21 protein-coding genes are annotated in these 20,741 nt (G+C 39.1%); 12 read left to right on the forward strand and 9 right to left on the reverse strand.

The window, feature by feature from the left end:
- Positions 1-11: 11 nt before the first annotated feature.
- From ACO05G_RS06145 to ACO05G_RS06155, 3 genes are read right to left on the reverse strand one after another with little or no spacing between them, the layout of a single operon-like run.
- Positions 12-245 carry a hypothetical protein gene (locus ACO05G_RS06145; protein ID WP_421765174.1) on the reverse strand — a complete coding sequence of 78 codons (234 nt, stop codon included), beginning with the start codon at positions 243-245 and terminating at the stop codon, positions 12-14.
- 5 nt (positions 246-250) lie between these two features.
- Entirely contained in the window at positions 251-496 is a 246-nt protein-coding gene (locus ACO05G_RS06150; RefSeq protein ID WP_421765175.1) for a hypothetical protein, read from the reverse strand.
- Positions 493-765: a hypothetical protein gene (locus ACO05G_RS06155; RefSeq protein ID WP_421765176.1), complete on the reverse strand. Its 273-nt coding sequence runs from the start codon at positions 763-765 to the stop codon at positions 493-495. Before ACO05G_RS06155 ends, ACO05G_RS06150 begins: the two co-directional genes overlap by 4 nt.
- A gap of 223 nt (positions 766-988) precedes the next feature.
- On the opposite strand from ACO05G_RS06155, the gene ACO05G_RS06160 reads away from it, so the two are divergent.
- The 9 genes from ACO05G_RS06160 to ACO05G_RS06200 all read left to right on the forward strand — a co-directional run bounded on the left by ACO05G_RS06160 (position 989) and on the right by ACO05G_RS06200 (position 11,937).
- The gene (locus ACO05G_RS06160; protein WP_421765177.1) at positions 989-3,043 is read left to right on the forward strand and encodes a carboxy terminal-processing peptidase; all 2,055 of its coding nucleotides are present in this window, start codon (positions 989-991) and stop codon (positions 3,041-3,043) included.
- A gap of 52 nt (positions 3,044-3,095) precedes the next feature.
- A complete protein-coding gene (locus ACO05G_RS06165; RefSeq protein ID WP_421765178.1) occupies positions 3,096-4,004 on the forward strand; it encodes a DUF4097 family beta strand repeat-containing protein in 909 nt (302 codons plus the stop codon).
- Between the two features lie 208 nt (positions 4,005-4,212).
- A complete protein-coding gene (locus ACO05G_RS06170; RefSeq protein ID WP_421765179.1) occupies positions 4,213-6,192 on the forward strand; it encodes an OPT family oligopeptide transporter in 1,980 nt (659 codons plus the stop codon).
- A gap of 134 nt (positions 6,193-6,326) precedes the next feature.
- A complete protein-coding gene (locus ACO05G_RS06175; protein ID WP_421765180.1) occupies positions 6,327-8,756 on the forward strand; it encodes an ABC transporter permease in 2,430 nt (809 codons plus the stop codon).
- Between the two features lie 104 nt (positions 8,757-8,860).
- Positions 8,861-10,345 (forward strand): sodium-dependent transporter, encoded by a 1,485-nt coding sequence (locus tag ACO05G_RS06180; RefSeq protein ID WP_421765181.1) that lies wholly within the window; start codon positions 8,861-8,863, stop codon positions 10,343-10,345.
- Between the two features lie 20 nt (positions 10,346-10,365).
- Positions 10,366-10,452 carry a hypothetical protein gene (locus tag ACO05G_RS06185; protein WP_421765707.1) on the forward strand — a complete coding sequence of 29 codons (87 nt, stop codon included), beginning with the start codon at positions 10,366-10,368 and terminating at the stop codon, positions 10,450-10,452.
- A complete protein-coding gene (locus tag ACO05G_RS06190; protein WP_421765182.1) occupies positions 10,445-10,915 on the forward strand; it encodes a hypothetical protein in 471 nt (156 codons plus the stop codon). The genes ACO05G_RS06185 and ACO05G_RS06190 overlap by 8 nt, the downstream gene beginning before the upstream one ends.
- A gap of 31 nt (positions 10,916-10,946) precedes the next feature.
- Complete coding sequence (locus ACO05G_RS06195; protein WP_421765183.1) at positions 10,947-11,561, forward strand: SGNH/GDSL hydrolase family protein; 615 nt, start codon at positions 10,947-10,949, stop codon at positions 11,559-11,561.
- The gene (locus ACO05G_RS06200) at positions 11,539-11,937 is read left to right on the forward strand and encodes a DoxX family protein (protein ID WP_421765184.1); all 399 of its coding nucleotides are present in this window, start codon (positions 11,539-11,541) and stop codon (positions 11,935-11,937) included. The genes ACO05G_RS06195 and ACO05G_RS06200 overlap by 23 nt, the downstream gene beginning before the upstream one ends.
- Positions 11,938-11,969: 32 nt before the next feature.
- Here the strand turns inward: ACO05G_RS06200 and ACO05G_RS06205 are convergent, their stop codons facing one another.
- Positions 11,970-12,434, reverse strand: coding sequence for a hypothetical protein (locus ACO05G_RS06205; protein ID WP_348281437.1), 465 nt, complete (start codon positions 12,432-12,434; stop codon positions 11,970-11,972).
- 127 nt (positions 12,435-12,561) lie between these two features.
- On the opposite strand from ACO05G_RS06205, the gene ffh reads away from it, so the two are divergent.
- Both ffh and ACO05G_RS06215 read left to right on the forward strand, forming a co-directional pair.
- Positions 12,562-13,890 carry a signal recognition particle protein gene (gene ffh / locus ACO05G_RS06210; RefSeq protein WP_421765185.1) on the forward strand — a complete coding sequence of 443 codons (1,329 nt, stop codon included), beginning with the start codon at positions 12,562-12,564 and terminating at the stop codon, positions 13,888-13,890.
- A 100-nt stretch (positions 13,891-13,990) separates the two neighbouring features.
- Positions 13,991-14,842: a universal stress protein gene (locus ACO05G_RS06215; protein WP_421765186.1), complete on the forward strand. Its 852-nt coding sequence runs from the start codon at positions 13,991-13,993 to the stop codon at positions 14,840-14,842.
- 54 nt (positions 14,843-14,896) lie between these two features.
- Here the strand turns inward: ACO05G_RS06215 and ACO05G_RS06220 are convergent, their stop codons facing one another.
- From ACO05G_RS06220 to ACO05G_RS06230, 3 genes are all read right to left on the reverse strand, one after another.
- Positions 14,897-16,117, reverse strand: a complete 1,221-nt coding sequence (locus tag ACO05G_RS06220; RefSeq protein ID WP_421765187.1) for a M14 family metallopeptidase — start codon at positions 16,115-16,117, stop codon at positions 14,897-14,899.
- Between the two features lie 49 nt (positions 16,118-16,166).
- Positions 16,167-17,147: a pyruvate dehydrogenase complex E1 component subunit beta gene (locus ACO05G_RS06225; RefSeq protein ID WP_421765188.1), complete on the reverse strand. Its 981-nt coding sequence runs from the start codon at positions 17,145-17,147 to the stop codon at positions 16,167-16,169.
- 150 nt (positions 17,148-17,297) lie between these two features.
- The gene (locus ACO05G_RS06230) at positions 17,298-19,061 is read right to left on the reverse strand and encodes a tetratricopeptide repeat protein (protein ID WP_421765189.1); all 1,764 of its coding nucleotides are present in this window, start codon (positions 19,059-19,061) and stop codon (positions 17,298-17,300) included.
- Between the two features lie 152 nt (positions 19,062-19,213).
- On the opposite strand from ACO05G_RS06230, the gene ACO05G_RS06235 reads away from it, so the two are divergent.
- Positions 19,214-19,423, forward strand: coding sequence for a PspC domain-containing protein (locus ACO05G_RS06235; protein WP_348281431.1), 210 nt, complete (start codon positions 19,214-19,216; stop codon positions 19,421-19,423).
- Here ACO05G_RS06235 and ACO05G_RS06240 read toward each other — a convergent pair.
- Positions 19,420-20,406, reverse strand: coding sequence for a glycosyltransferase family 2 protein (locus tag ACO05G_RS06240; RefSeq protein ID WP_421765190.1), 987 nt, complete (start codon positions 20,404-20,406; stop codon positions 19,420-19,422). The genes ACO05G_RS06235 and ACO05G_RS06240 overlap by 4 nt on opposite strands.
- Complete coding sequence (locus ACO05G_RS06245) at positions 20,407-20,739, reverse strand: YbaB/EbfC family nucleoid-associated protein (protein ID WP_348281429.1); 333 nt, start codon at positions 20,737-20,739, stop codon at positions 20,407-20,409. It abuts the gene before it with no gap.
- Between the last annotated feature and the right edge of the window lie 2 nt (positions 20,740-20,741).

Raw genomic sequence — 20,741 nt, forward strand, 5'->3', positions numbered from 1 at the left:
AGTATGAACGACTATTTTCCTTCCTTACACTCTAGGTATTTCTCCATTGCCCGCTCGGCTTCTGCTTTTGCCATGATTGCTTCCTCCATGCTTTGTTCAGCTATTGCTTTTTGCTGAATAGCTTCTTGCTTAGCATGCTGCGCCATGATTCTACTTTTTTCAGCTTCATCTGCCTTGATAAAGGCAAACAAGAAAAAGAATAAGGCAATAAGTGCTAAGACTATGATGATAATGTTTTTTTTCATGATTTCTATTTTGATGATTCACAATCAGCGATGGCTTTAGCTGCTAAGGCAGATTGTCTGACAGCTTCTGCAGCTGCATCTTCCGCTCTTTGCTGTAACAGTTCTGATTGTTGTTCTAACTCGTCAACTTGATTTTCCAAGTCTTTGGCAAGGACATAACTTGCCTCTGATTCACTGGCCTTTATACCGGCATAAATTATTGATATGATAGTAATGAGGACAAGTATTCCGGTAATTACATTCTTTTTCATTTTCCAGATGTTTTAGTTTGACAATCTTGAAGTACTTTTTCAGCCAAATACCGTTGTTGTAGTGCCTCAGCCGCTTCTTCCATGGCTCTTTGCTGGAGTTCAGTGGCCTGATCTCTCAATATTTCTGATTCCTGGTGGGCAATGTCCAGCAGGACTCTCAGCTTTTTAGCTTCATCAGCTTTTATAAATGCATAGACAAGAAAAGTAAGTGAGATTAAAATAGATAGAGACAACACAACCGCTACTGTTACTTTTTCTTTTTTAGACATATTAGATGGTTTCATAGAAAAAAACTTAATTCTGATTTGCATGGCTTTAGGCTACAACCGACGATTAATACCGGACATTTCCTTAGCGAGCAGAATGGCTTGTTAAAGTTTATTAAAAATAAAGGTTTTGGCGTACTATTTGAACCACTCAAAAAAAATCTACTATTTTTAAAATCAATCTTTTCAATATTGCGTTGAAAGAATACGTCTAAAAAATACACTCATGAATAAGTTGCTGTTGATTGCCGGGTTTGTTTTACTCACTTCTTTTGGTGTATCCACCGAATATGGTCAGGATATCCAATCCTTTATCGAAGGTGATTCATTAAAGACACTTGCTCCAAAAGAAGAGCATCCGAGTGAAGCATACGTAATTACGAACTTGCTCAAGCGAATTCATTATCGTAAGCTTCCACTATCGGATTCCATATCATCAGTCATTTTTAATACCTATTTTGAATCATTAGATCCCAATAAGGCCTACTTCTTCGCCGCTGATGTAGCCCAGTTTGAGAAATACCGCTACGAGTTAGATGACCAGATACCAGAGGGCGAATTACAATTTGCTTATGACGTTTTTGACATCTATCGCAAGCGAGCACTTACTCAGATAGATCACGTTTTTGAATTGCTGGAAACTGAGTTTGACTTCTCGAAGGATGAGAATTATGTATTTGATCGTGATGATGCCAGGTGGCCAGAAACACAAGAAGAAAAGAATGAGATATGGAGAAAGATTATAAAAAACCAGGCGCTAAGCTACAAGCTTGCAGGCCGGGAATGGGATGATATAGCTGAGAGTCTAAAGAAAAGATATCAACGTATTCAAAAAGCAATATATCAATACAATAGCGAGGATGTGTTTCAAAGCTACATGAATGCATATACCAATTCTTATGACCCGCATACGGATTATTTCTCTCCACCGGATGCGGAAAATTTCCAAATTGACATGAGCCTTTCGCTTGAAGGAATTGGCGCGAGACTAATGCAAAACTTAGACTATACTCAAGTTGCTGAAATTATTCCAGGAGGTCCTGCCTACAAGAGCAAGCAGCTTCAAAAAGATGATAAGATCATTGGGGTAGCGCAGGGAGATGACGGAGAATTTTTGGATGTTATAGGCTGGAGATTAGATGACGTAGTTTCGAAAATTCGTGGACCGAAGGGTTCTGTTGTAAGATTACAAATTATCAAAGCAAGCGAGGGAATAAATGCATTGCCGGATACGCTTCGGTTAGTTCGGGATAAAATCAACTTGGAACAGCAGGCAGCCAAAGCAGAGATGATCCCAATCTCAGAGGGTAACACCACCTATAACTTAGGCGTAATTACGGTTCCAAGCTTTTACTTGAACTTTGAAGAACTGAGAGCTGGAAAGAAAGATTACCGAAGTACCACCAGGGATGTAAAAAAATTAATCACAGAATTGGAGGAGCAAGGGATGGATGGATTAATGATTGATTTGAGATTCAACGGTGGAGGGTCGCTTCAAGAGGCCATTGAGATGAGTGGATTATTTATCCCGGACGGTCCTGTTGTTCAAGTAAGAAATTATGATCAATCGGTAGACAAAATGGATGATGAAGATGGAGGTGAGGTGTTTTACGATGGACCTTTGGCAGTTTTGGTAAACAGAGGGAGTGCGTCAGCTTCAGAAATTTTCTCAGGAGCTATTCAGGATTATAAGAGAGGGGTGATAATAGGAGAAAGCACTTTTGGTAAAGGAACGGTCCAAAATGTAATTGATCTGAGCAGGTACATTAGAAATCCGGATTTAAATCTTGGACAGATTAAAATGACGCTTGCTAAGTTCTATAGAGTTACAGGCAGTAGCAACCAGCGAGTGGGCATTGCACCAGATGTTCAATTTCCATCTATTTATTCTTCTGAAGATTTTGGAGAAGCAAGTAGGGAGAATGCGCTACCATGGGATGAGATTGCGAGTGCCAACTTCAAGCCAACGAATACCATTTCTGAAGAATTACTGGATTACTTAAACGCGCTTTATAGAGATGATCTAAATAATGATCCAGATTTACAAAAATTAGTCAGAGATATTGAAAAGGCGCGTGAAAGTAGGAACCGAAAATCTGTTTCTTTGAATCTGGAAACCCGAAAAGCGAATACCAACACTGATGAGGATGACTTGTCTACCACGGTTGAAGATAGTGAAGTAACAGACGCCAAAGAGATTGATGAAAGACTGAAAAAAGATCCTTACTTAAAAGAAGGATTAAGATTGCTTGCAGCTATCAAAAAATTCAAGGTAGGCTAAGCAACCTTTACATATTTTCTTCATCTTTAAGTTAGACCTACATTAATTAAATATGAAGAAGTTAATTATTGCATTTATTCTCCCATTATCATTTGCTGCATTTTCACAAAACACCTTGGCAAAAGCTGAGTTGGAAGCTGAAAATGTAGATGAAGTTCGAATTGAGGGATCGTTTGTTGATGTTTATGTCAACTCCGGCGATCGTGTCTACTTTAAAGGTATAATTACCGGAAACGGAGATGAAGGAGATTATTCTTTTGATACTGATATAATAGGCAAAACCTTGGTGATCCGGGTAGATAGAAAGACTAATCGCAACTGGAAAAATTACCGGCTCAATGAATCCCGAATTGACCTTACCATAGTTGATGGTGTCCGATTAAATATCGACAATTCTTCAGGCGATGTAAATGTGGCTAATCTAAGAGCATCTGAATCTAAAATCGAAGCATCAAGTGGTGATATTACCCTTAGAAGTATAGTAGCTAATTTGGATGTTGAAACCTCAAGTGGAGACATTGACATAGATGGATTAACAGGAGATTCGGATATAGAATCAACCAGTGGCGATCAGGAAATATTTAATTCGACTGGAAATATCGAAACAAGAGCTAGCTCTGGCGACATTACTATTTCTGGATTTAATGGTAAAATTGAAGTTCAGACTACATCTGGTGATGTTGAAATAAGAAAAGGAGTTGGAGCGATCAAAGCACGAACCACCTCCGGAGAAATTGATGGATATGCCATTGAAATTAATGACAACTGTTATTTTGATGCTACCTCAGGTAATATAGAAATAGATTTTACCAATGATCTGGATGAATTAAGTTTTGATCTCACCGCGACTTCAGGAGATCTCGAAGTAGGCAATCGTTCAGGTGAAAAAAGATTAGTTATTGAAAGAGGTGGGCTCAAGGTAATTGGCACTACGTCTAGTGGTGATCAGGAATATGAGTAGATAAAATGAAATAATTGATTATAAAAAGGACTGAAATTATCAGTCCTTTTTTTGTTTATCAAGTACGATAAAATCGATTTTTATTAAATATCGACCGATGGTTAAAAACCGCATGTAGTGGAGATGTAGTTCTTTCTTGTTTTATCCATTACAAATAGACATTTTTGTCGGCAATCGAATTGACAACCTAACCTAAAAAACCTACAAAATGGAGAAACCATATATCGATTCAAACACCAGTTTACCCGAAATTACCGTAAAGGCTGTAGTCCTTGGAGCACTTCTTTCGGTAGTATTATCAGCTGCCAATGCATATTTTGGATTATTTGCAGGCCTCACTGTATCAGCATCTATTCCAGCGGCTGTAATTTCCATGGCCTTATTGAAAGTTTTTAAGAATTCAAATATTCTGGAAAACAACCTGGTTCAAACAGCAGCATCAGCTGGAGAATCCCTTGCCGCAGGCGTGATCTTTACGATTCCTGCTTTAGTGATAATGGGTTATTGGGAGGAATTCAACTATTTCGAAACCATGGCAATTGCCATGTGTGGTGGGATTTTAGGTATATTATTTACCATCCCACTGCGAAAAGCTTTAATTGTAGAAGAAAACCTAAAGTTCCCGGAAGGGGTGGCAACTGCTGAGGTTTTGAAAACAGGTGAAGAGGGTGGTAAAGCCGTTAAATACTTGGTTTGGGGATCAATTATTGGTGGCCTTTTCAAGTTGGCAGATTCAGCCCTGAATCTATGGAGCGGACTTTTTGAAAGAGCCACGCTAATCGGGCAAAAATTTTATGGATACTTCAGTTTAAATCTATCACCTGCATTGGTGGCAGTTGGCTACATCGTGGGTCTCAACATTTCTTTTCTAGTATTTTTTGGAGGGGTCATTACATGGTGGATTGCAATGCCTATTTACATTGGTTCAAATGGATTTGATTCGGTCGCTGCTGAACTGGTTGCTTTAGGAAGCTTTGTGAATGTGAGTGACGTAAATGCTGATAATTTAGGAGGTGCGCTTTGGAGTGCTAAAATGAGGTACTTAGGAGTGGGTGCAATGGTTGTTGGTGGTCTTTGGGCGCTTTTGAGCCTTGCGGGATCATTGGGAACTGCATTTAAAGCAGGAATCTCCGCCTTTAAAAAAGGTGGCACCTCAATGAAGGATCAAATCAGGACAGAAATGGACACCCCAATGTCTTGGGTGATTATTGCAATAGGTGTGATGGTAGTACCTATTTTCCTTATTTATCAATCTGCAATTGGAGATGTCACGGTGACTTCAACAATGACGCTAATTATGGTTATTGCTGGATTTTTATTCGCTGCAGTTGCTGGCTATATGGCCGGATTGGTTGGAAGTTCGAATAATCCAATCTCCGGAGTAACAATAGCAACTATCCTATTTGCGTCAATACTACTGCTCACCCTTATGGGGACAGGTAATGATTTAGCAGGAGCAGCTGGTGCTATTTTAATTGGGGCGGTTGTTTGTTGTGCTGCTGCGATTGCAGGTGATAACATGCAAGACCTTAAAGCAGGTCATATTCTCGGGGCTACACCTTATAAGCAGCAGATTATGCAGGTTGTTGGTGTGGTAGCTGGGGCACTGGCGATTCCCTTAGTTTTGAACATTCTTTTGATTGGAAATGGTATTGGTGCACCAACACCTGAGCAGCCAGAGGCATTAGCTGCCCCTCAAGCTACGCTAATGATGAGTGTAGCTCAGGGAATTTTTGGTGGAGGATTACCTTGGAATATTATTTATATAGGTGCTGGTATAGCCGCTGCAATTATCGCTTTTGATCAATATTTAAAATCTAAAGGATCTAATTTTAGAATGCCAGTCCTTGCTGTCGCAGTTGGCCTTTACCTTCCTTTTGAACTTGATTCTTCAATTTTTGTGGGAGGTGTCCTAGCGTACATGCTGACCAAGGCAACAAAATCGAATAAGAATATTGATAGAGGTAATAATGCAGGACTATTGCTAGCTTCAGGCCTTATTACCGGAGAGGCTTTGATGGGAATTTTAATAGCAGGTCTCACTGTCGGAGTGATGAAATCTGGTGGAGATCCAAATGCGATGCGGATATTTGAAGATGCATCTAGTTGGCCTGGATTAATAATCTTTGGCTTGATTATCTACTTCATTTATAAAACGGTTATCAAAGTATCTAAAGAAGAAGAATAGTTGTTCGAAAATGAACGAATTATGTGTACACCTGGCTTCACTTATAAAATGGGGTCAGGTGTATTTTTTTGTAAATCAGCTAGTTACGTAATATGGCATGATTTTGATCATATAATACAAGAAAACCGACTACCATGCTTAAGAATTATCTGAAAACTGCACTCCGAAACCTTTCGAGGAATAAGGCATATAGCTTTTTAAACGTACTCGGTCTCGCCCTTGGAATTGGATGTGCGTTAGTTATTTACAAGGTAATCGTATTTGAAAATAGCTTCGACAAGCATCAGGAAAACTACAGTGATATTTATCGGATAGTTGGACAGGGTATCCGTGCAGGAGAGGTAAGTAAGGGAATGGGAACTCCACATCCTGTTGGCCCTTCATTAAAAGAAGATTTTCCTGACGTTGAAATAGTAGCTCGAACGCATTATGAATATGGAGACCAAATAAATGTTAAGGATGGCCAACAGATAAACAAATTCCTAGTGGAAGAGGGAGTTGTTTATACGGAAAATGATTTCTTTAAAATTTTTACCATTGAGTTTTTAGCCGGTGACGAAGAAACAGCATTGACGGAACCCAATACAGCCGTGCTTGCTGCTTCTCAGTGTCGAATACTATTTGGTCTGGATAAAGGTCAAGAGGCTGAAGCGATGGGTAAGATGTTTAATGTTGGCAACCTTCTTGATTTTAAAGTGGTTGGAGTGATTACTGATCCCCTTGAAGCAACTAATTTCCCATTTACCATTCTCTTGGAATACAATGGCCAAAGTGCAAGTAATCCATATTTTGGAGAGGGCAAAAGATGGAATTCAACAAGCTCAAATACTAACACTTATTTTTTAGCAGATAAAGGATTTAATCAGCTTGCTTTCGATAATAAATTAATTGACTTTGTTGAGAAACATTATGAGGAGGGCGCGTCTGAACGTCGTAGATTTGTAACACAACCCTTGGGGGAAATTCATTTCGATGATGAGTACGGAAACTACGTATACTCTACTTCTCCGGCACTAATCAAAGCTTTGGCGATTATTGCTATTTTTCTGGTTTTAACCGCATGTATCAATTTTATCAATTTAGCGACTGCACAGGCTGCCAACAGATCTAAGGAGATTGGGATTAGAAAAGCTATCGGAGGGTACTCCGGGCAGCTAATCTTCCAGTTTTTTACGGAGATTACCCTTATTACATCGGTGGCACTTTTTTGTTCATTAGCTATAGCAGAATTTTTGTTCGTGCAGTTAGAAGATGTAATTGGTACCCGTCTGACATTAGATCTATTCACAGGTTTCGAGACGATGGGGTTTCTATTTCTGTTGTTGGTACTTGTAAGTTTCCTATCAGGATTTTATCCTTCGATTCTGCTTAGTAGTATGAATACGGTGAAAGCCTTAAAGAGTAAGATCACTGCTAAAAATCATTCCGGTGGTTTGAATCTAAGAAAGGCATTGGTTGTGGCTCAGTTTACAATCTCACAATTTTTAATAATAGGTACGGTCATTATCTCAGCTCAGATGAAATATTTCATTGAAAAGGATCTGGGATTCGAAAAGGAAGCAATTATTAAAAGCTACCTCCCTGAGAGGGATGAGGTGAAGAATGCCAGATTTAAAACGTTGATGCTGGAAAATCCTGCAATTGAGAATATCACTTTCTCACTAAGCTCGCCTACTGGCAATTCAAACTCGCACTCGAATTTTAATTATCCACCGCTTGAGATTGAAGAGGATTTCAATGCAAGTTATAAGCCCGCAGACGAAGAGTACGTAAATCTTTATGGACTTGAATTGCTTGCGGGTCGTAACCTGAGTAAAGCAGATAGCACGAATTATGTTATCATTAATCAGCGCATTGCTGATCTAATGGGTTTTAAGGATGACTATGCAGGTGCTATTGGTGAAAGACTGACTTCTGGATGGCGAAGAAATACACTTAAAGTAATCGGTGTAATGAAGGATTTTCATTCGCAGGATTTAAGTGAAGGGTTTCAGTATGTAATGCTTCTGCGTGACCCGGAAGTCTTTTATGAAGTTGCCTTTAAAACGAAAGAAGGGGTTAATGTAAATCAGGCCATTACTCATTTTGAAAACACATGGGAAAAGGTATATCCTCAATTTGTTCAAAATTGGCAATTTTACGATGAAGAGCTTGCCGAAAATTACGAGCAAGAGCAAAGCGTAGCAACTTTGATGACCACCTTTTCTGCGGTATCCATAATCATTGGGTGCTTGGGTCTATATGGCTTGATTGCTTTTATTGCGGCCAATCGGACTAAAGAAGTGGGGATAAGGAAGGCACTCGGTGCTTCTATATTAAGCATCATTGGAAGATTTACGAAAGAAGTATTGGCCCTTGTGATAGTAGCATTTCTAATCGCAGCACCTGTCGCTTATTATATCCTCAATCAATGGTTAAATGATTACGAATTTAGAATTGATCTGGGGCTCGGATTCTTTCTAATAGCTTTCGTGGTAACATTATTCATTGCAGCAATTACGGTCAGTCATAGAACAATTAGCACTGCGCTAATAAATCCTGCTACCACTTTGAAAGATGAGTGAGCTTTATTTTTTAGCATCACTTTAAAGTAAAACCCTTAATCAAAAATGGCTCTTTGAGCCAACTAAACTTTCCATATATTTGGCGGATTCACAATCGGAAGTATATGAGCAAAGAACAATTTAGTAATCGCTGGGGTATCGTGTTGGCTGCTTTGGGGATGGCTATTGGAGCAGGTAACCTCTGGAGATTTCCACGACTAGCAGGGCAATACGGTGGTTCCTTTATCCTATTATGGATACTGTTTCTGTTCATTTGGTCTATTCCCTTATTACTTTCAGAATTTGCGATTGGTAAAAAATATAAGAGTGGCGTAATCGGCAGTTTTGCCAAATTTGCCGGAAAGAAGTATACCTGGATGGGCTTCTTCATTACCATGTGTACATTGGGCATTGCCTTTTACTACGCAATTGTGACGGCATGGTCTTTTCGCTATCTAACTTTTTCCGTCAATAATATTTTCAAAAAAGACACGCTTCTGGAGACCCTGCAGTCAAATCCAGACTACCTCTCAAATTTCTGGGGAGGAATATCTAATGGCGATTATATTACAGTAATCACCTACATCTGTGTCATACTTTTGGCAGTGTTTATTCTCATACGGGGCGTTAAGAATGGTTTAGAAAAAGCCAACAAGCTATTAATCCCTAGTCTATTTGTTTTACTGCTTGTCATAGTAATTGTCTCTCTTAACATGGAAGGAGGTATTAGGGGTCTTGAATACATGTTTGCAATCGACTGGTCTCTTTTTAGTAATCCAACCATTTGGATTGAGGCGCTTTCTCAATCCGCATGGAGTACAGGAGCAGGGTGGGGGTTGATGATGACTTTGTCAGCCTTTTCTCGAGATAATGAGGACGTGACGCTGAATACATTTATAGGGGCATTTGGTAACAATACAGCTTCTCTTCTTTCAGGTATGGCGATTCTACCTGCTGTATTTGCTCTGGCAGCTTCAGATGCTGAGGCAATTTCCTATTTACAGACTGGTAATCAAGCCTTGACATTTACCATTATTCCAATGCTATTTGCAAACGTACCCGGTGGAGATTTTCTATCAGTCCTGTTCTTTTTGGCACTATTCGTAGCTGCCTTTAGCTCGTTGTTGCCAATGATCGAGTTGTTTTTGCAAAACGTGGCTGACCTCAATATCTCCAAAAGAAAAACATTGTTAATAGTGATTGTGTGTTTCGTAGGGTTTGGGTTTCCATCAGCATGGTCGCTTGATTTCTTTTCAAATCAGGATTGGGTTTGGGGAGTTGGTCTTATCGTAACCGGATTATTCATTTTGATTGCAGTAGCGATGAATAACCCAATTGATTTTAAAGAATCAACCATTGATGTGGGATCCGATATGATACTTTCTTCCAGCTTTTTTCGCTTTGCCATATTCACCAATATTGCCGTTGGCTTCTTCTTGATCTACTGGTGGTTGTCCCAAGATTATAGTGCACAGTGGCTCAACGAAAACGGGCAATGGGATTTGTTTGGTGTTTATAGTAATGCCTCAACAATCACTCAATGGGCCATCGTCATAATTACAGGGCTAATATTAAATGGATATTTATATAAAAAATTCGTAAGACAATGAGCACAGGAGCCATAATCAGTATGATCATTATCCTATCAATTGTGGTAGGGGGATTTGTTTATTTTCTAACTAAAGCAATTAAAAAAGAACGTAATATCAATGGATAAAATTGACCCGCTTAATCAGGTAGCAGAATTTCATAAAACCTTCAGACATCCAATTCTTGAAACTCCTCAAATTCCATCAGCAGATAGGAGTAAACTGAGAGTATCTCTTATTGCTGAAGAGCTGAAGGAACTTCAGGAAGCGATAAAAGATAATGACCTTGTAGAGATTGCGGATGCTCTCTGTGATATTCAATATGTCTTATCAGGTGCAATTCTTGAATTTGGCATGGGAGATAAATTCAAAGAGTTGTTTGAGGAAGTTCAGCGCTCCAACATGAGCAAAGCTTGTGAAACAGAAGAAGAAGCTAAGCAGACTGTAGCTCATTATAAGGCGGAAAAGGAAACGGAAGCTTATTACGAGGAGCGTGATGGTAAATGGCTTGTTTACCGCGTAGGGGATAATAAGACACTCAAATCAATCAACTATTCTCCTGCAGATTTAAAATCTATACTTGATAAATAAGGACACTGCTGGAATTGATTGTTTAGTAGTCATGCGAAGATTACTATTCATAATCGTCATCTTGCTGTCATCTCAGGTTATTAGTCAAACAACAAGAATCTTGTTTGTAGGTAACAGCCTGACATACACTAATGATTTGCCTGACCTGGTTGAGAAGGAGGCAAAGAGCAGAGGTATTAGAGTTCATGCAACCATGCTGGCTTTTCCAAACTATGCAATCATTGATCATTGGAATGATGGAGAAGTACAGAAACTAATAAAAAGCGAAAAATTTGATTTTGTCGTTGTACAGCAAGGACCATCCTCACAGGAAGAGGGAAGAAAGATGCTTTTGGAGGATGGAGCTAAGCTTGGATTGCTTTGCAAAAAGCATGGAAGTAAGTTTGTCTATTTTATGGTATGGCCTTCACGGACGTACTATTATACGTTCGATGGTGTAATCCGAAATCATACCGATGCTGCAGTAGAAAATAATGCCATCCTGTGTCCTGTGGGCCAGGCTTGGAAAGCATACTTTGATGAAAACAATGATTTCTCTTTATATGGAAGTGATGGGTTTCATCCCTCACCTAAAGGTAGTCGATTGGCAGCCAGTGTAATTATAGATACTTTATTTGATGGAAATGAAGTTAAAGAAGTACGCTGATCTGCCGATACGTCTGACTGTCGGGTTTCACCTGATCTACGGGACTCAGGATAATATATTCTCCTGGGATAGAATGATAGAGTTTCGGGACTTTCTGGATTTGTTTGGAATGCCATTTCCTTTAGTTTCTGCTGTCATTTCAGTTTATGCTCAATTTATCTGTGGCCTACTTTTTATAATAGGATGGCAGGCTCGAATAGCAGGACTTATCATGATCGTTAACTTCATTTTTGCTATTCTCTTGGTTCATTTAAATGACCCTTACCCCAATATATATCCAGCCATTTCGATGCTTGCAGGAGCTGCTTTTATTGCATTAAATGGAGTCGGTTATTTCAGTATAGATGAGCTCATAAAAAAGGTGACCGTTAAATAGTCACCTTTTTAGTGTAGTAGTGATTAGTTTTTTTAGTCAACTCGCGTCATGTACACCGTCCTATCGTCTTCATGTTCATCACTTACGAGTATTCCATCGATCAGTTTCCATTCATCATTATCAGTACTTATGTTAAAATCATCACCGTCATCGTCAATATCATCGATAACAAGATATCCTCGTTTGTTGATGTACCATGTTCCTTTTTCAGTTTCTTTTTCATCATAAGCAAGCACCGTGATTTTTACGTCATTGTCTGCCTGGAATTCAAAATAAATTTCAATGTCTTCCATAATCCCTTCTACGAATCCTGATACTGCTTTAATAAATACTTCTTCCAGCATGGTATCAGCTTCTTCAGCTTCCTCTTCCATTTCTTCTTCAATGTCAATCACAAGCTTCCAGGTTCCTATGATATCCTTTTCCTTTACTTTCTGTGCTTGTCCTACTGTAACCAGGCACATAATAGCTACGATCAGTGTTAGCGTCTTTTTCATTTTGGTTGTATTTTGTAATGCAAGGTACTAGTTATACTATATTTGATTAAAAAGGTTTCATTTCTCGTAAACCATCTTTCAATAACCACTATTTTATACCTTTGTATTTCGATTTTTAAGAGCAATTATGTTTGATAGTTTAAGTGTAAAATTAGACAGGGCGTTTAAAACGCTAAAAGGGCAAGGTCAGATCACCGAGATCAATATTGCATCTACTATTAAAGAAATTAGAAGAGCTTTAGTTGATGCGGATGTAAATTATAAGGTGGCGAAGGATGTAACGGATAAGATTCGCGAAGAAGCGCTTGGGAGAGATGTACTGATATCGGTTTCACCTGGTCAATTATTAACTAAGATTGTCTCCGAGGAATTAACGAATCTAATGGGCGAAACGAACGTCCCAATTAGTCTCGATGGAAATCCAAATATCATTCTAATCTCTGGCTTGCAAGGTTCAGGTAAGACCACCTTTACCGGAAAGCTTGCCAACCTGTTGAAGAAACAGGGTAGAACTGTTCTTCTTGCTGCTTGTGATATTTATCGACCTGCCGCTATAGATCAGCTGAAAGTGCTGGGAGAGCAGGTAGGAGTAGAGGTATATGCAGAGCGTGAGAATAAAGATGCTGTTAAAATTGCCAAAAATGCGATCAAGTACGCGAAAGATAATGGCAAAAGGACATTAATCATTGATACGGCCGGACGCCTTGCAGTGGACGAGCAGATGATGAATGAGATATCTGAGCTTAAAAAAGCTGTAAATCCTGCTGAAACTTTATTTGTGGTTGATGCGATGACCGGACAGGATGCCGTTAATACAGCAGCTACCTTCAATGAAAGGCTCAATTTCGATGGGGTTGTATTAACTAAGCTTGATGGTGATACACGAGGTGGAGCTGCACTCTCTATCCGGAAAGAGGTCGAAAAGCCAATCAAGTACATTTCCACAGGTGAGAAAATGGATGCCATTGATTTGTTTCATCCAGACAGGATGGCAAGTCGGATTCTTGGCATGGGGGATGTGGTCAGTTTGGTTGAGCGAGCACAACAAAACTACGATGAAGAAGAGGCCCGAAGGATAAACAAAAAGATTCGAAAAAATCAATTTGGTTTTGATGACTTCCTGGCTCAGATGGAGCAAATGAAGAAAATGGGAAGCATGAAAGACCTTTTAGGCATGATCCCTGGAATGGGAAAAGCCATCAAAGATATTGATATTGACGATGACTCCCTTAAGCCTATTGAGGCAATTATAAAGTCCATGACTCCTAATGAGCGAACTCAGCCTGAAATTCTCAATGGTACGCGTAAACAACGGATAGCCAATGGTAGCGGAACTTCAATACAGGAAGTAAACCAGCTATTGAAGCAGTTTGAGCAAATGCGTAAGATGATGAAAATGATGAATAAATCAGGGGGTAAGCGGGCGCTTGCAAACATGCTGGGTGGAATGAAGTAATGTAAGACTACTGATCAAAAGCAATAAAGCACCTGATAAAAGTCCTGTTTACTTTTTCAATAACTAGATAGTTTGGTATCGCAACCAAATACTTCTTGTTATGAAAAATATTCTAGTACCAACCGATTTTTCAACTCTTTCACAACATGCTTTAGCGTTTGCAATTTCACTTGCAGAACCTTTAAAAGCTCGAGTTACAGTTTTACATTGTGAGGAGGTGCCGATGGGAGATATGTCGCTACACTTATCGGGTGAAGCCAACGGTAGTAGTGTCTCTGAAGATATGCTCTATAATGCTCAATTATTTAGAGCGAATAAACAGAAGATGAAACAAATGGAGCGAGACTTCTCGACTGACAAAGTATTGGTTACCAGCCAACAATTTGGAGGAGGGTTTTTAAAAGGTATCATGGGATACATTGATAAACATCCAACTGATATGGTTGTAATTGGTACTACTGGTCAGGAAAGCATTCAAGAGTTTTTTAGTGGAAATCATACCGAACAATTAATTGAGCATTTGACTATTCCGGTTATTTCCATCCAAGATCAGCAGTTTCATCCAATTGAAGACATTGTATTGGGACTGGATATAGAAGATGAAAAGTATACGAAAAAAGCATTTGCGAAGGTCAAAGACATTTGTGAAGCACTTGGTTCTACTTTACATATCATTGATGTAACGAGAACTAAAGACGATGAGAAAATGATGAGTCTGCTGAATAAAATTGCTAAAATAGCTGGACTAACCAATTACATGGTTGATGTAATTGAGGATAAGAATCCGAAACATGCCTTACTGGAATACGCAGAAGGTACAGATGCGGGATTGATCATCGTGCTTTCTGAAGCTAAGGGTGGACTGCAACGTTTTATTAATCATTCCTTTGCTGCCAAGCTTACCAAAAAATCTTCAATTCCAGTCTTAACAATTAATAAAGGACATGTTTGAAATTGAAAGACCTGCTAATTGCAGGTCTTTCAATTATGTTTTTAGCGTGGTTGATTACTTAGCTAATAAGATTTTCATTAATCCTTCAGCGGCCACTGATGACTTGATTTTGATAAATTCATGTGAGGTATCATCCCCAATTTCATAGGTAATTCCAGGAACGTTAAACTGAGCAACGAACCAACCTTTTGACACAGGGGATCTCAAGCCTGACGGAGCATCACGTACCTTATATCCATCTATATTCCCTTCAATGTATTCAAACCATTGATCTGTAAATGACATGTTTTTGGTTTTAAGCGACCTGTCTGTAGTATAATAAATATCATACCAGGTGCTATGAAAATCAAGTCCTAATTGTAATTCCAGGTTTTCTGCATTAACCGAATTCACCAAATGTGTGACAACCGCTTTTACTTCTGGTTGTCTGTAATAGGCCCAATCTCTGTTTAGGTCAACTCCCGCAGCATTATGCCTCCAATGTCCAAGGTCTACTCCATCGGGGTTCATAAGCGGGTAAACCAGCAAGCAATATTCTTTGAGGAATTCATCGGCTATCGCATTATCAAGTATTTCATCTAAAAAGTACTGTAGAGCTACAAAACCTGTTACTTCAGGCGGGTGTTGTCTACTTACGATAGCGATGGTTTTTTTGCCACTTCCAATTTTGAGATGAGGAATTTCTCTTCCTTTGAGACTGGTTCCAATGGATGAGGCTGCTACATGCTTGTTCTTAGCCAGTTTTTGACTCCAATCAGCAACGGATCTTGATGAAATGATTGGTTGTGCAGCGATAAAAATAGTATCTGTGACGAGTTTGATTTTGAGTTCAACCGCTGATGTATCTCCTGATATTTTTAACGAAGTAGAATCGATTTGAGTCCAATTCTTACGATCATAACTGATTTTGGGCCAGTATCGATGTTTGTATTTCTGCGGATAGTTGATCTTAATGGTAATACTGTCATTAATAGCATTTTCTGAAGTAGTTATTCTAAATGCGTACCAAGGACTTGAATTGATTGGTTCATTTTCTGGAGCCGTAAAAGCTGAGACAAATGATTCATTATGAACAATAAGGTTCGTGAGGCGTGCTCCGTCAAACTCATTATCAATGTTAATAAAATCTCCTACTGGATAGATTTTTTTTTCCTGGAAGGAGATCTCCTTGTTAGTGGTATTAACGGGATTTGGGAAATGATGCTGTTGAAGTTTAACTCTACAGCTAGATGCTGATATCACAGCAACCAATAAAAGTGCATTGCGGTATTTCATAGGATAGATTAGTGCAATTTATACAGCTAATCTATCTATTTATTTGCTCCTATCCCTGGTAAGTAACGGCTTTGATTGCTTCAATGGTACGTTCTACATTAGGAAGTACCTCTTCTATAAGAGTTGGGGCATAGGGGAGTGAAACATCCTTGTTCGTGATTCTGTGAATAGGTGCGTCCAACCAATCAAAAGCATTTCGCTGTACATGATGACTGATCTCAGAAGAAATGGAAGCCAAAGGCCAGGCTTCTTCAACAATCACTAAGCGATTGGTTTTCTTAACAGATTCTACAATCGTATGATAATCAATGGGTCTTACCGATCTTAAGTCAATGACTTCAGCTTCAGTGCCTTCTTTTGCTAATTCCTCAGCGGCACTGTTCGCCACTTTCATCATTTTACCGAAAGACACAATTGTTACATCAGCACCTTCCCTTACGACATTTGCTTGCCCAATTTCTAGCAAGTATTCCTCTTCAGGAACTTCTCCTTTGTCGCCATACATCAATTCTGACTCCATGAAGATAACTGGATTGTCATCTCGAATTGAGGTTTTGAGCAAACCTTTTGCATCGTAAGGATTTGAAGGAACGACTACCTTTAGTCCGGCTGTATTTGCATACCAATTCTCAAAGTTTTGGGAGTGTTGCTGACTTAGCTGTCCGGCATTACCAGTTGGTCCACGAAAAACTATTGGAACTTGATACTGACCAGCTGACATGGAGAGCATCTTAGCTGCACTATTGATAACCTGATCTATTGCTACTAATGAGAAATTGAATGTCATAAATTCAATAATTGGTCTTAAACCATTCATTGCCGCTCCTACACCAACACCTGCAAATCCAAGCTCTGTAATTGGTGTGTCAATGACACGTTTTGCTCCAAACTCATCAAGCATACCCTGGCTAACCTTGTAGGCACCATTATATTCGGCTACCTCTTCGCCCATGAGAAAGATGTTTTCATCTCTTCTCATTTCTTCACTCATTGCTTCACCAAGGGCTTCTCTAAATTGAATTTCTCTCATTGTCCAAGTTTGATATTAAGGTTGGCTAAATTAATGATGAATAGGTGATTATTTGATTTTCCTGAGAGCTTTTCATTGCTTTATTCAGGTTTTGACATAAAAAAAGCTCTGCTGGTTTAGCAGAGCTTTTTAAATTCTTTCTAAAAATTATTACTTGACTGCTTCGTTTACAGCGTCAGCATAATTGGTAAACTCAAGATCATTCAATGCCATATCCTTGTAAGAAGGTTCAGCATCTACCGCTTTCTTAAGGTTAGATCCAACTTCTGATGCATTATTTTGTCTAGCAGCAGAAACAGCTAATAGGTAGTATGCATCAGCTCTCATAACTTGTTTAAATTCAGCGTCAGCCATGCTGTAATCACCGGTTAATAGGTAAGCAAGACCTCTGTCGATCATTACATTTTCAGAGTTTTTCGCAGAAGCGAAAGAAGCTTTGGCTTTATCATACTCAGCCATTCTAACTTCCACTGCACCTTTCATGGAATTAACCTTACCATTGATGTCATTAGAAGATGAGCTAACATTTCCAAGAGTTTCATACGCAGCTGCATAATCACCTTGAAGGATCTGTACAGCACCCATATTCGCTTGTACTTCAGCAGCAGAACTCATTTTGTTCATCGCAATCTCTAATTGAGTTGCAGCGCCATCCAATTTAGAAGCATCTCCTCTTTTAGCCATCTCTATGTGAGTAGCCGCGAGATTATTGTGTGCTTGCCACATTCCAGACTTATCAGCAGCTGCTTTGTAGATAGCTGCTTTTTCTTCTAAAGAAGGAGTAAGTGTTGCACTGAACATCAACTCTTCAATAGTAAGTGTATCAGCACTAGCAGATCCATCAACAATTGCTTTAGCCAAAACTGCGATTTGCGCATTTGACTTTTTAGGCTTAACTGTAAGTACCTGAGTTTGCGCTGATCTTAAACCAGGGTATACATCGTTGAATACTTTCTTGTAAGTAGAAAGCTTCTGCATTTCTTTTTCTTTCTCAACGAAAGATCCAGAACCATTAATAATGTTGTTGTATTCTGCTTTTTCAGAAGTACTTATACCATCATAAGTTGCAAGAGCAGCTTTGAATGCTCTCCAATCCTGAATTACAGGCTTAAGGATAAAGTCAATTGAGTCAGCAGCACCTTTATAATCGTATCGATCCATTCTGTCTCGGTAGAATTTCTCGATTTCTTTTGCCCGATTTTCAGATAGATCACTGTTAATAGTTTCTGTACCTTCAGGAGAGTGAGTACCTGTGATTGTAACAGTTCTTGTTACGTTCTTTTCAGCAATGAAAGCACTTAGCTCATCTCTTTTTGATCTGTTAGTAACACCATCGTAAGAGAGAGAAGTTCTCAAGCTAGCTCTTCCTTGATCGAAGTAAAAGTTAACATTTGTTGGGATCAACTCTTCTTTGTCGTTGTATCCATGATCTGTGTAAGAAACCATAGCTACATCTTTAACCCAACCTGAAGTCATAATAAGCCCTTGAGCTACAGCCATTCTGTCCGTAGATTTAGATTTACCATTTCGAGTATCTGTTGCTACTCCTTGGACGTAAAGCGTACCAGGATTCATTCCATCTTGGTAAGGGAAAGAGAAATTTGCAGATTTTCTTGAGGTTGTGCTTGAGCTGTTTGGAAAGTCAGAAGCTTTAAACTCAATTGATCCAACACTCACTTCTTGATCACCGTACACATAAATTGTGTTCAATGTGAAGCTTGCGCTTGCTGGAAGCATTTTAGGAGGAAGAACGGCACTCATGTCGAAAGGAATATCCCCACCATGAACTTCTAATGGGTTAGGGTCCACCTGAAGGTCATTCTCCTGAGCCAATTTTATCATCTTGTCAAGCTTACAACCGGAAAGCAAGACTACTCCCGCAGCTAATGCCATGGCTAGGTTAAATTTTTTCATTTGATTTCAGTTTTTTTAATTGTACAAACAATAAATAGTATAATTCTTAGTTATAGTGGACGCAAAATTAATCGAAAATATCATTTTCAAGCACTAAAGCATAAACTATCTAAAAGATGTATTGTTTATCTTTGCCGTATTAACAGAAGAAAATGCAAGACTATTTAGAAAAATATGCGTTTGGCGTTTGCACTCGACTAGGAGAGAAGTTTCGAATACCTACCTCAAGTATTCGATTGTTCTTCATTTACACATCTTTCCTGACCTTTGGATCGCCCGTCATTATCTACCTAGGACTGGCATTCATCATGAATTTTCGGAAACATCTGAGAAGAAGAAATAATACGCTCTGGTATTACTAGAGATCTGAAAACTTTCTCTTATTACGCAAAAAGAAAGACAAAATAATACTCCTGGAATCTGGAGGATTGTAAAGTTTTCTTCGTTTACCATACATTCTGGGCATACGTAAAAAAGCCGATAAATGAGCTTTTAGGACAGCCAATCCATGTTTGACTTTTCCTTCCAAGATAAACTTCAGCACGGCTACCCAGTCCAGAGCTACCCTAATAGGAAGTTTGTAGATCAATTTACCTAAAGGGAGATTTTTGATTAAAAGAAATAACCCGTTTCTAAAGTTTAGATAAGTCTTGAATGTACTTGATTTATTCAGCGTACCTCCGCCCACATGATAAACAACAGAAGAGGGTATTGATTTTACTTTTAAGCCAATGCTGTGAAGTCTCCAGCAAAGATCGATTTCTTCCATGTGAGCGAAGAAATCAGCATCAAACCCTCCAACCTTTTCAAAAGCAGTTTTTCGTATCATCAAACAGGCACCAGATGCCCAAAAAATATCTTCAGGGTTATTGTATTGTCCGGAATCAATTTCCAATTCATCGAAAATCCGGCCTCTGCAGTACGGGTAGCCCAGGGAATCGATGTAGCCACCACAGGCACCTGCATATTCAAAAAGTGATTGATGAGTAAAGTCCTTAATTTTTGGCTGACAAGCAGCATATGATGAATTGGCATTTAAGAATGATTCCATTGGATCAAGCCAACCGGATGTAACCTCTACGTCAGAATTTAAAAGAACAAAGAAGTCAGAATCGATTTGCTTTAAGGCCACATTGTACCCACCCGCATATCCCAGATTTTTCTTTAATACTATCTGACGTATATCGGGATACTGTGTGGAAAGAAAAGATAATGAGTCGTCTGTTGAAGCATTGTCGGCGATTATAATTTCTGCTACGGCAGAATGATTTATCACACTTGGGAGAAACTTTTCGAGATAGCCTTTCCCATTATAATTCAGTATAACAACCGCAGTTTTCGCCATTTACATCATGCCGGATAAATCCATTCCCGGGATATTCGGCATCAAGCCTTCAGTGGATTTCTTTATATGCTCTTTAGACTTCTGATCTGCTTCCGTAACGGCTTTATTTACAGCAGCAATAATGAGGTCTCTCATCATTTGCTTATCCGTTCCGTTTACCAACGAATCATCAATCTCTAAGCCTACCAATTCCTTATTTCCGTTTGCAGTAGCTTTGACTAGTCCACCCCCTGATTCACCTTCGACAATAATATCTTTAAGCTGATCCTGGGCCTCCTTCATTTTGGATTGCATCTCCTTCACCTTGCCCATCATTTTCATCATATCGAACATAT

The sequence above is a fragment of the Ekhidna sp. genome (assembly GCF_965227465.1).
GTDB lineage: Bacteria > Bacteroidota > Bacteroidia > Cytophagales > Cyclobacteriaceae > Ekhidna.

Excerpts from the sequence above, each read along its gene's own strand:
- ACO05G_RS06145 (WP_421765174.1), bottom strand. The coding sequence starts at position 245 with ATGAAAAAAAACATTATCATCATAGTCTTAGCACTTATTGCCTTATTC.
- ACO05G_RS06150 (WP_421765175.1), bottom strand. The coding sequence starts at position 496 with ATGAAAAAGAATGTAATTACCGGAATACTTGTCCTCATTACTATCATA.
- ACO05G_RS06155 (WP_421765176.1), bottom strand. The coding sequence starts at position 765 with ATGTCTAAAAAAGAAAAAGTAACAGTAGCGGTTGTGTTGTCTCTATCT.
- ACO05G_RS06160 (WP_421765177.1), top strand. The coding sequence starts at position 989 with ATGAATAAGTTGCTGTTGATTGCCGGGTTTGTTTTACTCACTTCTTTT.
- ACO05G_RS06165 (WP_421765178.1), top strand. The coding sequence starts at position 3,096 with ATGAAGAAGTTAATTATTGCATTTATTCTCCCATTATCATTTGCTGCA.
- ACO05G_RS06170 (WP_421765179.1), top strand. The coding sequence starts at position 4,213 with ATGGAGAAACCATATATCGATTCAAACACCAGTTTACCCGAAATTACC.
- ACO05G_RS06175 (WP_421765180.1), top strand. The coding sequence starts at position 6,327 with ATGCTTAAGAATTATCTGAAAACTGCACTCCGAAACCTTTCGAGGAAT.
- ACO05G_RS06180 (WP_421765181.1), top strand. The coding sequence starts at position 8,861 with ATGAGCAAAGAACAATTTAGTAATCGCTGGGGTATCGTGTTGGCTGCT.
- ACO05G_RS06185 (WP_421765707.1), top strand. The coding sequence starts at position 10,366 with ATGATCATTATCCTATCAATTGTGGTAGGGGGATTTGTTTATTTTCTA.
- ACO05G_RS06190 (WP_421765182.1), top strand. The coding sequence starts at position 10,445 with ATGGATAAAATTGACCCGCTTAATCAGGTAGCAGAATTTCATAAAACC.
- ACO05G_RS06195 (WP_421765183.1), top strand. The coding sequence starts at position 10,947 with ATGCGAAGATTACTATTCATAATCGTCATCTTGCTGTCATCTCAGGTT.
- ACO05G_RS06200 (WP_421765184.1), top strand. The coding sequence starts at position 11,539 with ATGAAGTTAAAGAAGTACGCTGATCTGCCGATACGTCTGACTGTCGGG.
- ACO05G_RS06205 (WP_348281437.1), bottom strand. The coding sequence starts at position 12,434 with ATGAAAAAGACGCTAACACTGATCGTAGCTATTATGTGCCTGGTTACA.
- ffh (WP_421765185.1), top strand. The coding sequence starts at position 12,562 with ATGTTTGATAGTTTAAGTGTAAAATTAGACAGGGCGTTTAAAACGCTA.
- ACO05G_RS06215 (WP_421765186.1), top strand. The coding sequence starts at position 13,991 with ATGAAAAATATTCTAGTACCAACCGATTTTTCAACTCTTTCACAACAT.
- ACO05G_RS06220 (WP_421765187.1), bottom strand. The coding sequence starts at position 16,117 with ATGAAATACCGCAATGCACTTTTATTGGTTGCTGTGATATCAGCATCT.
- ACO05G_RS06225 (WP_421765188.1), bottom strand. The coding sequence starts at position 17,147 with ATGAGAGAAATTCAATTTAGAGAAGCCCTTGGTGAAGCAATGAGTGAA.
- ACO05G_RS06230 (WP_421765189.1), bottom strand. The coding sequence starts at position 19,061 with ATGAAAAAATTTAACCTAGCCATGGCATTAGCTGCGGGAGTAGTCTTG.
- ACO05G_RS06235 (WP_348281431.1), top strand. The coding sequence starts at position 19,214 with ATGCAAGACTATTTAGAAAAATATGCGTTTGGCGTTTGCACTCGACTA.
- ACO05G_RS06240 (WP_421765190.1), bottom strand. The coding sequence starts at position 20,406 with ATGGCGAAAACTGCGGTTGTTATACTGAATTATAATGGGAAAGGCTAT.
- ACO05G_RS06245 (WP_348281429.1), bottom strand. The coding sequence starts at position 20,739 with ATGTTCGATATGATGAAAATGATGGGCAAGGTGAAGGAGATGCAATCC.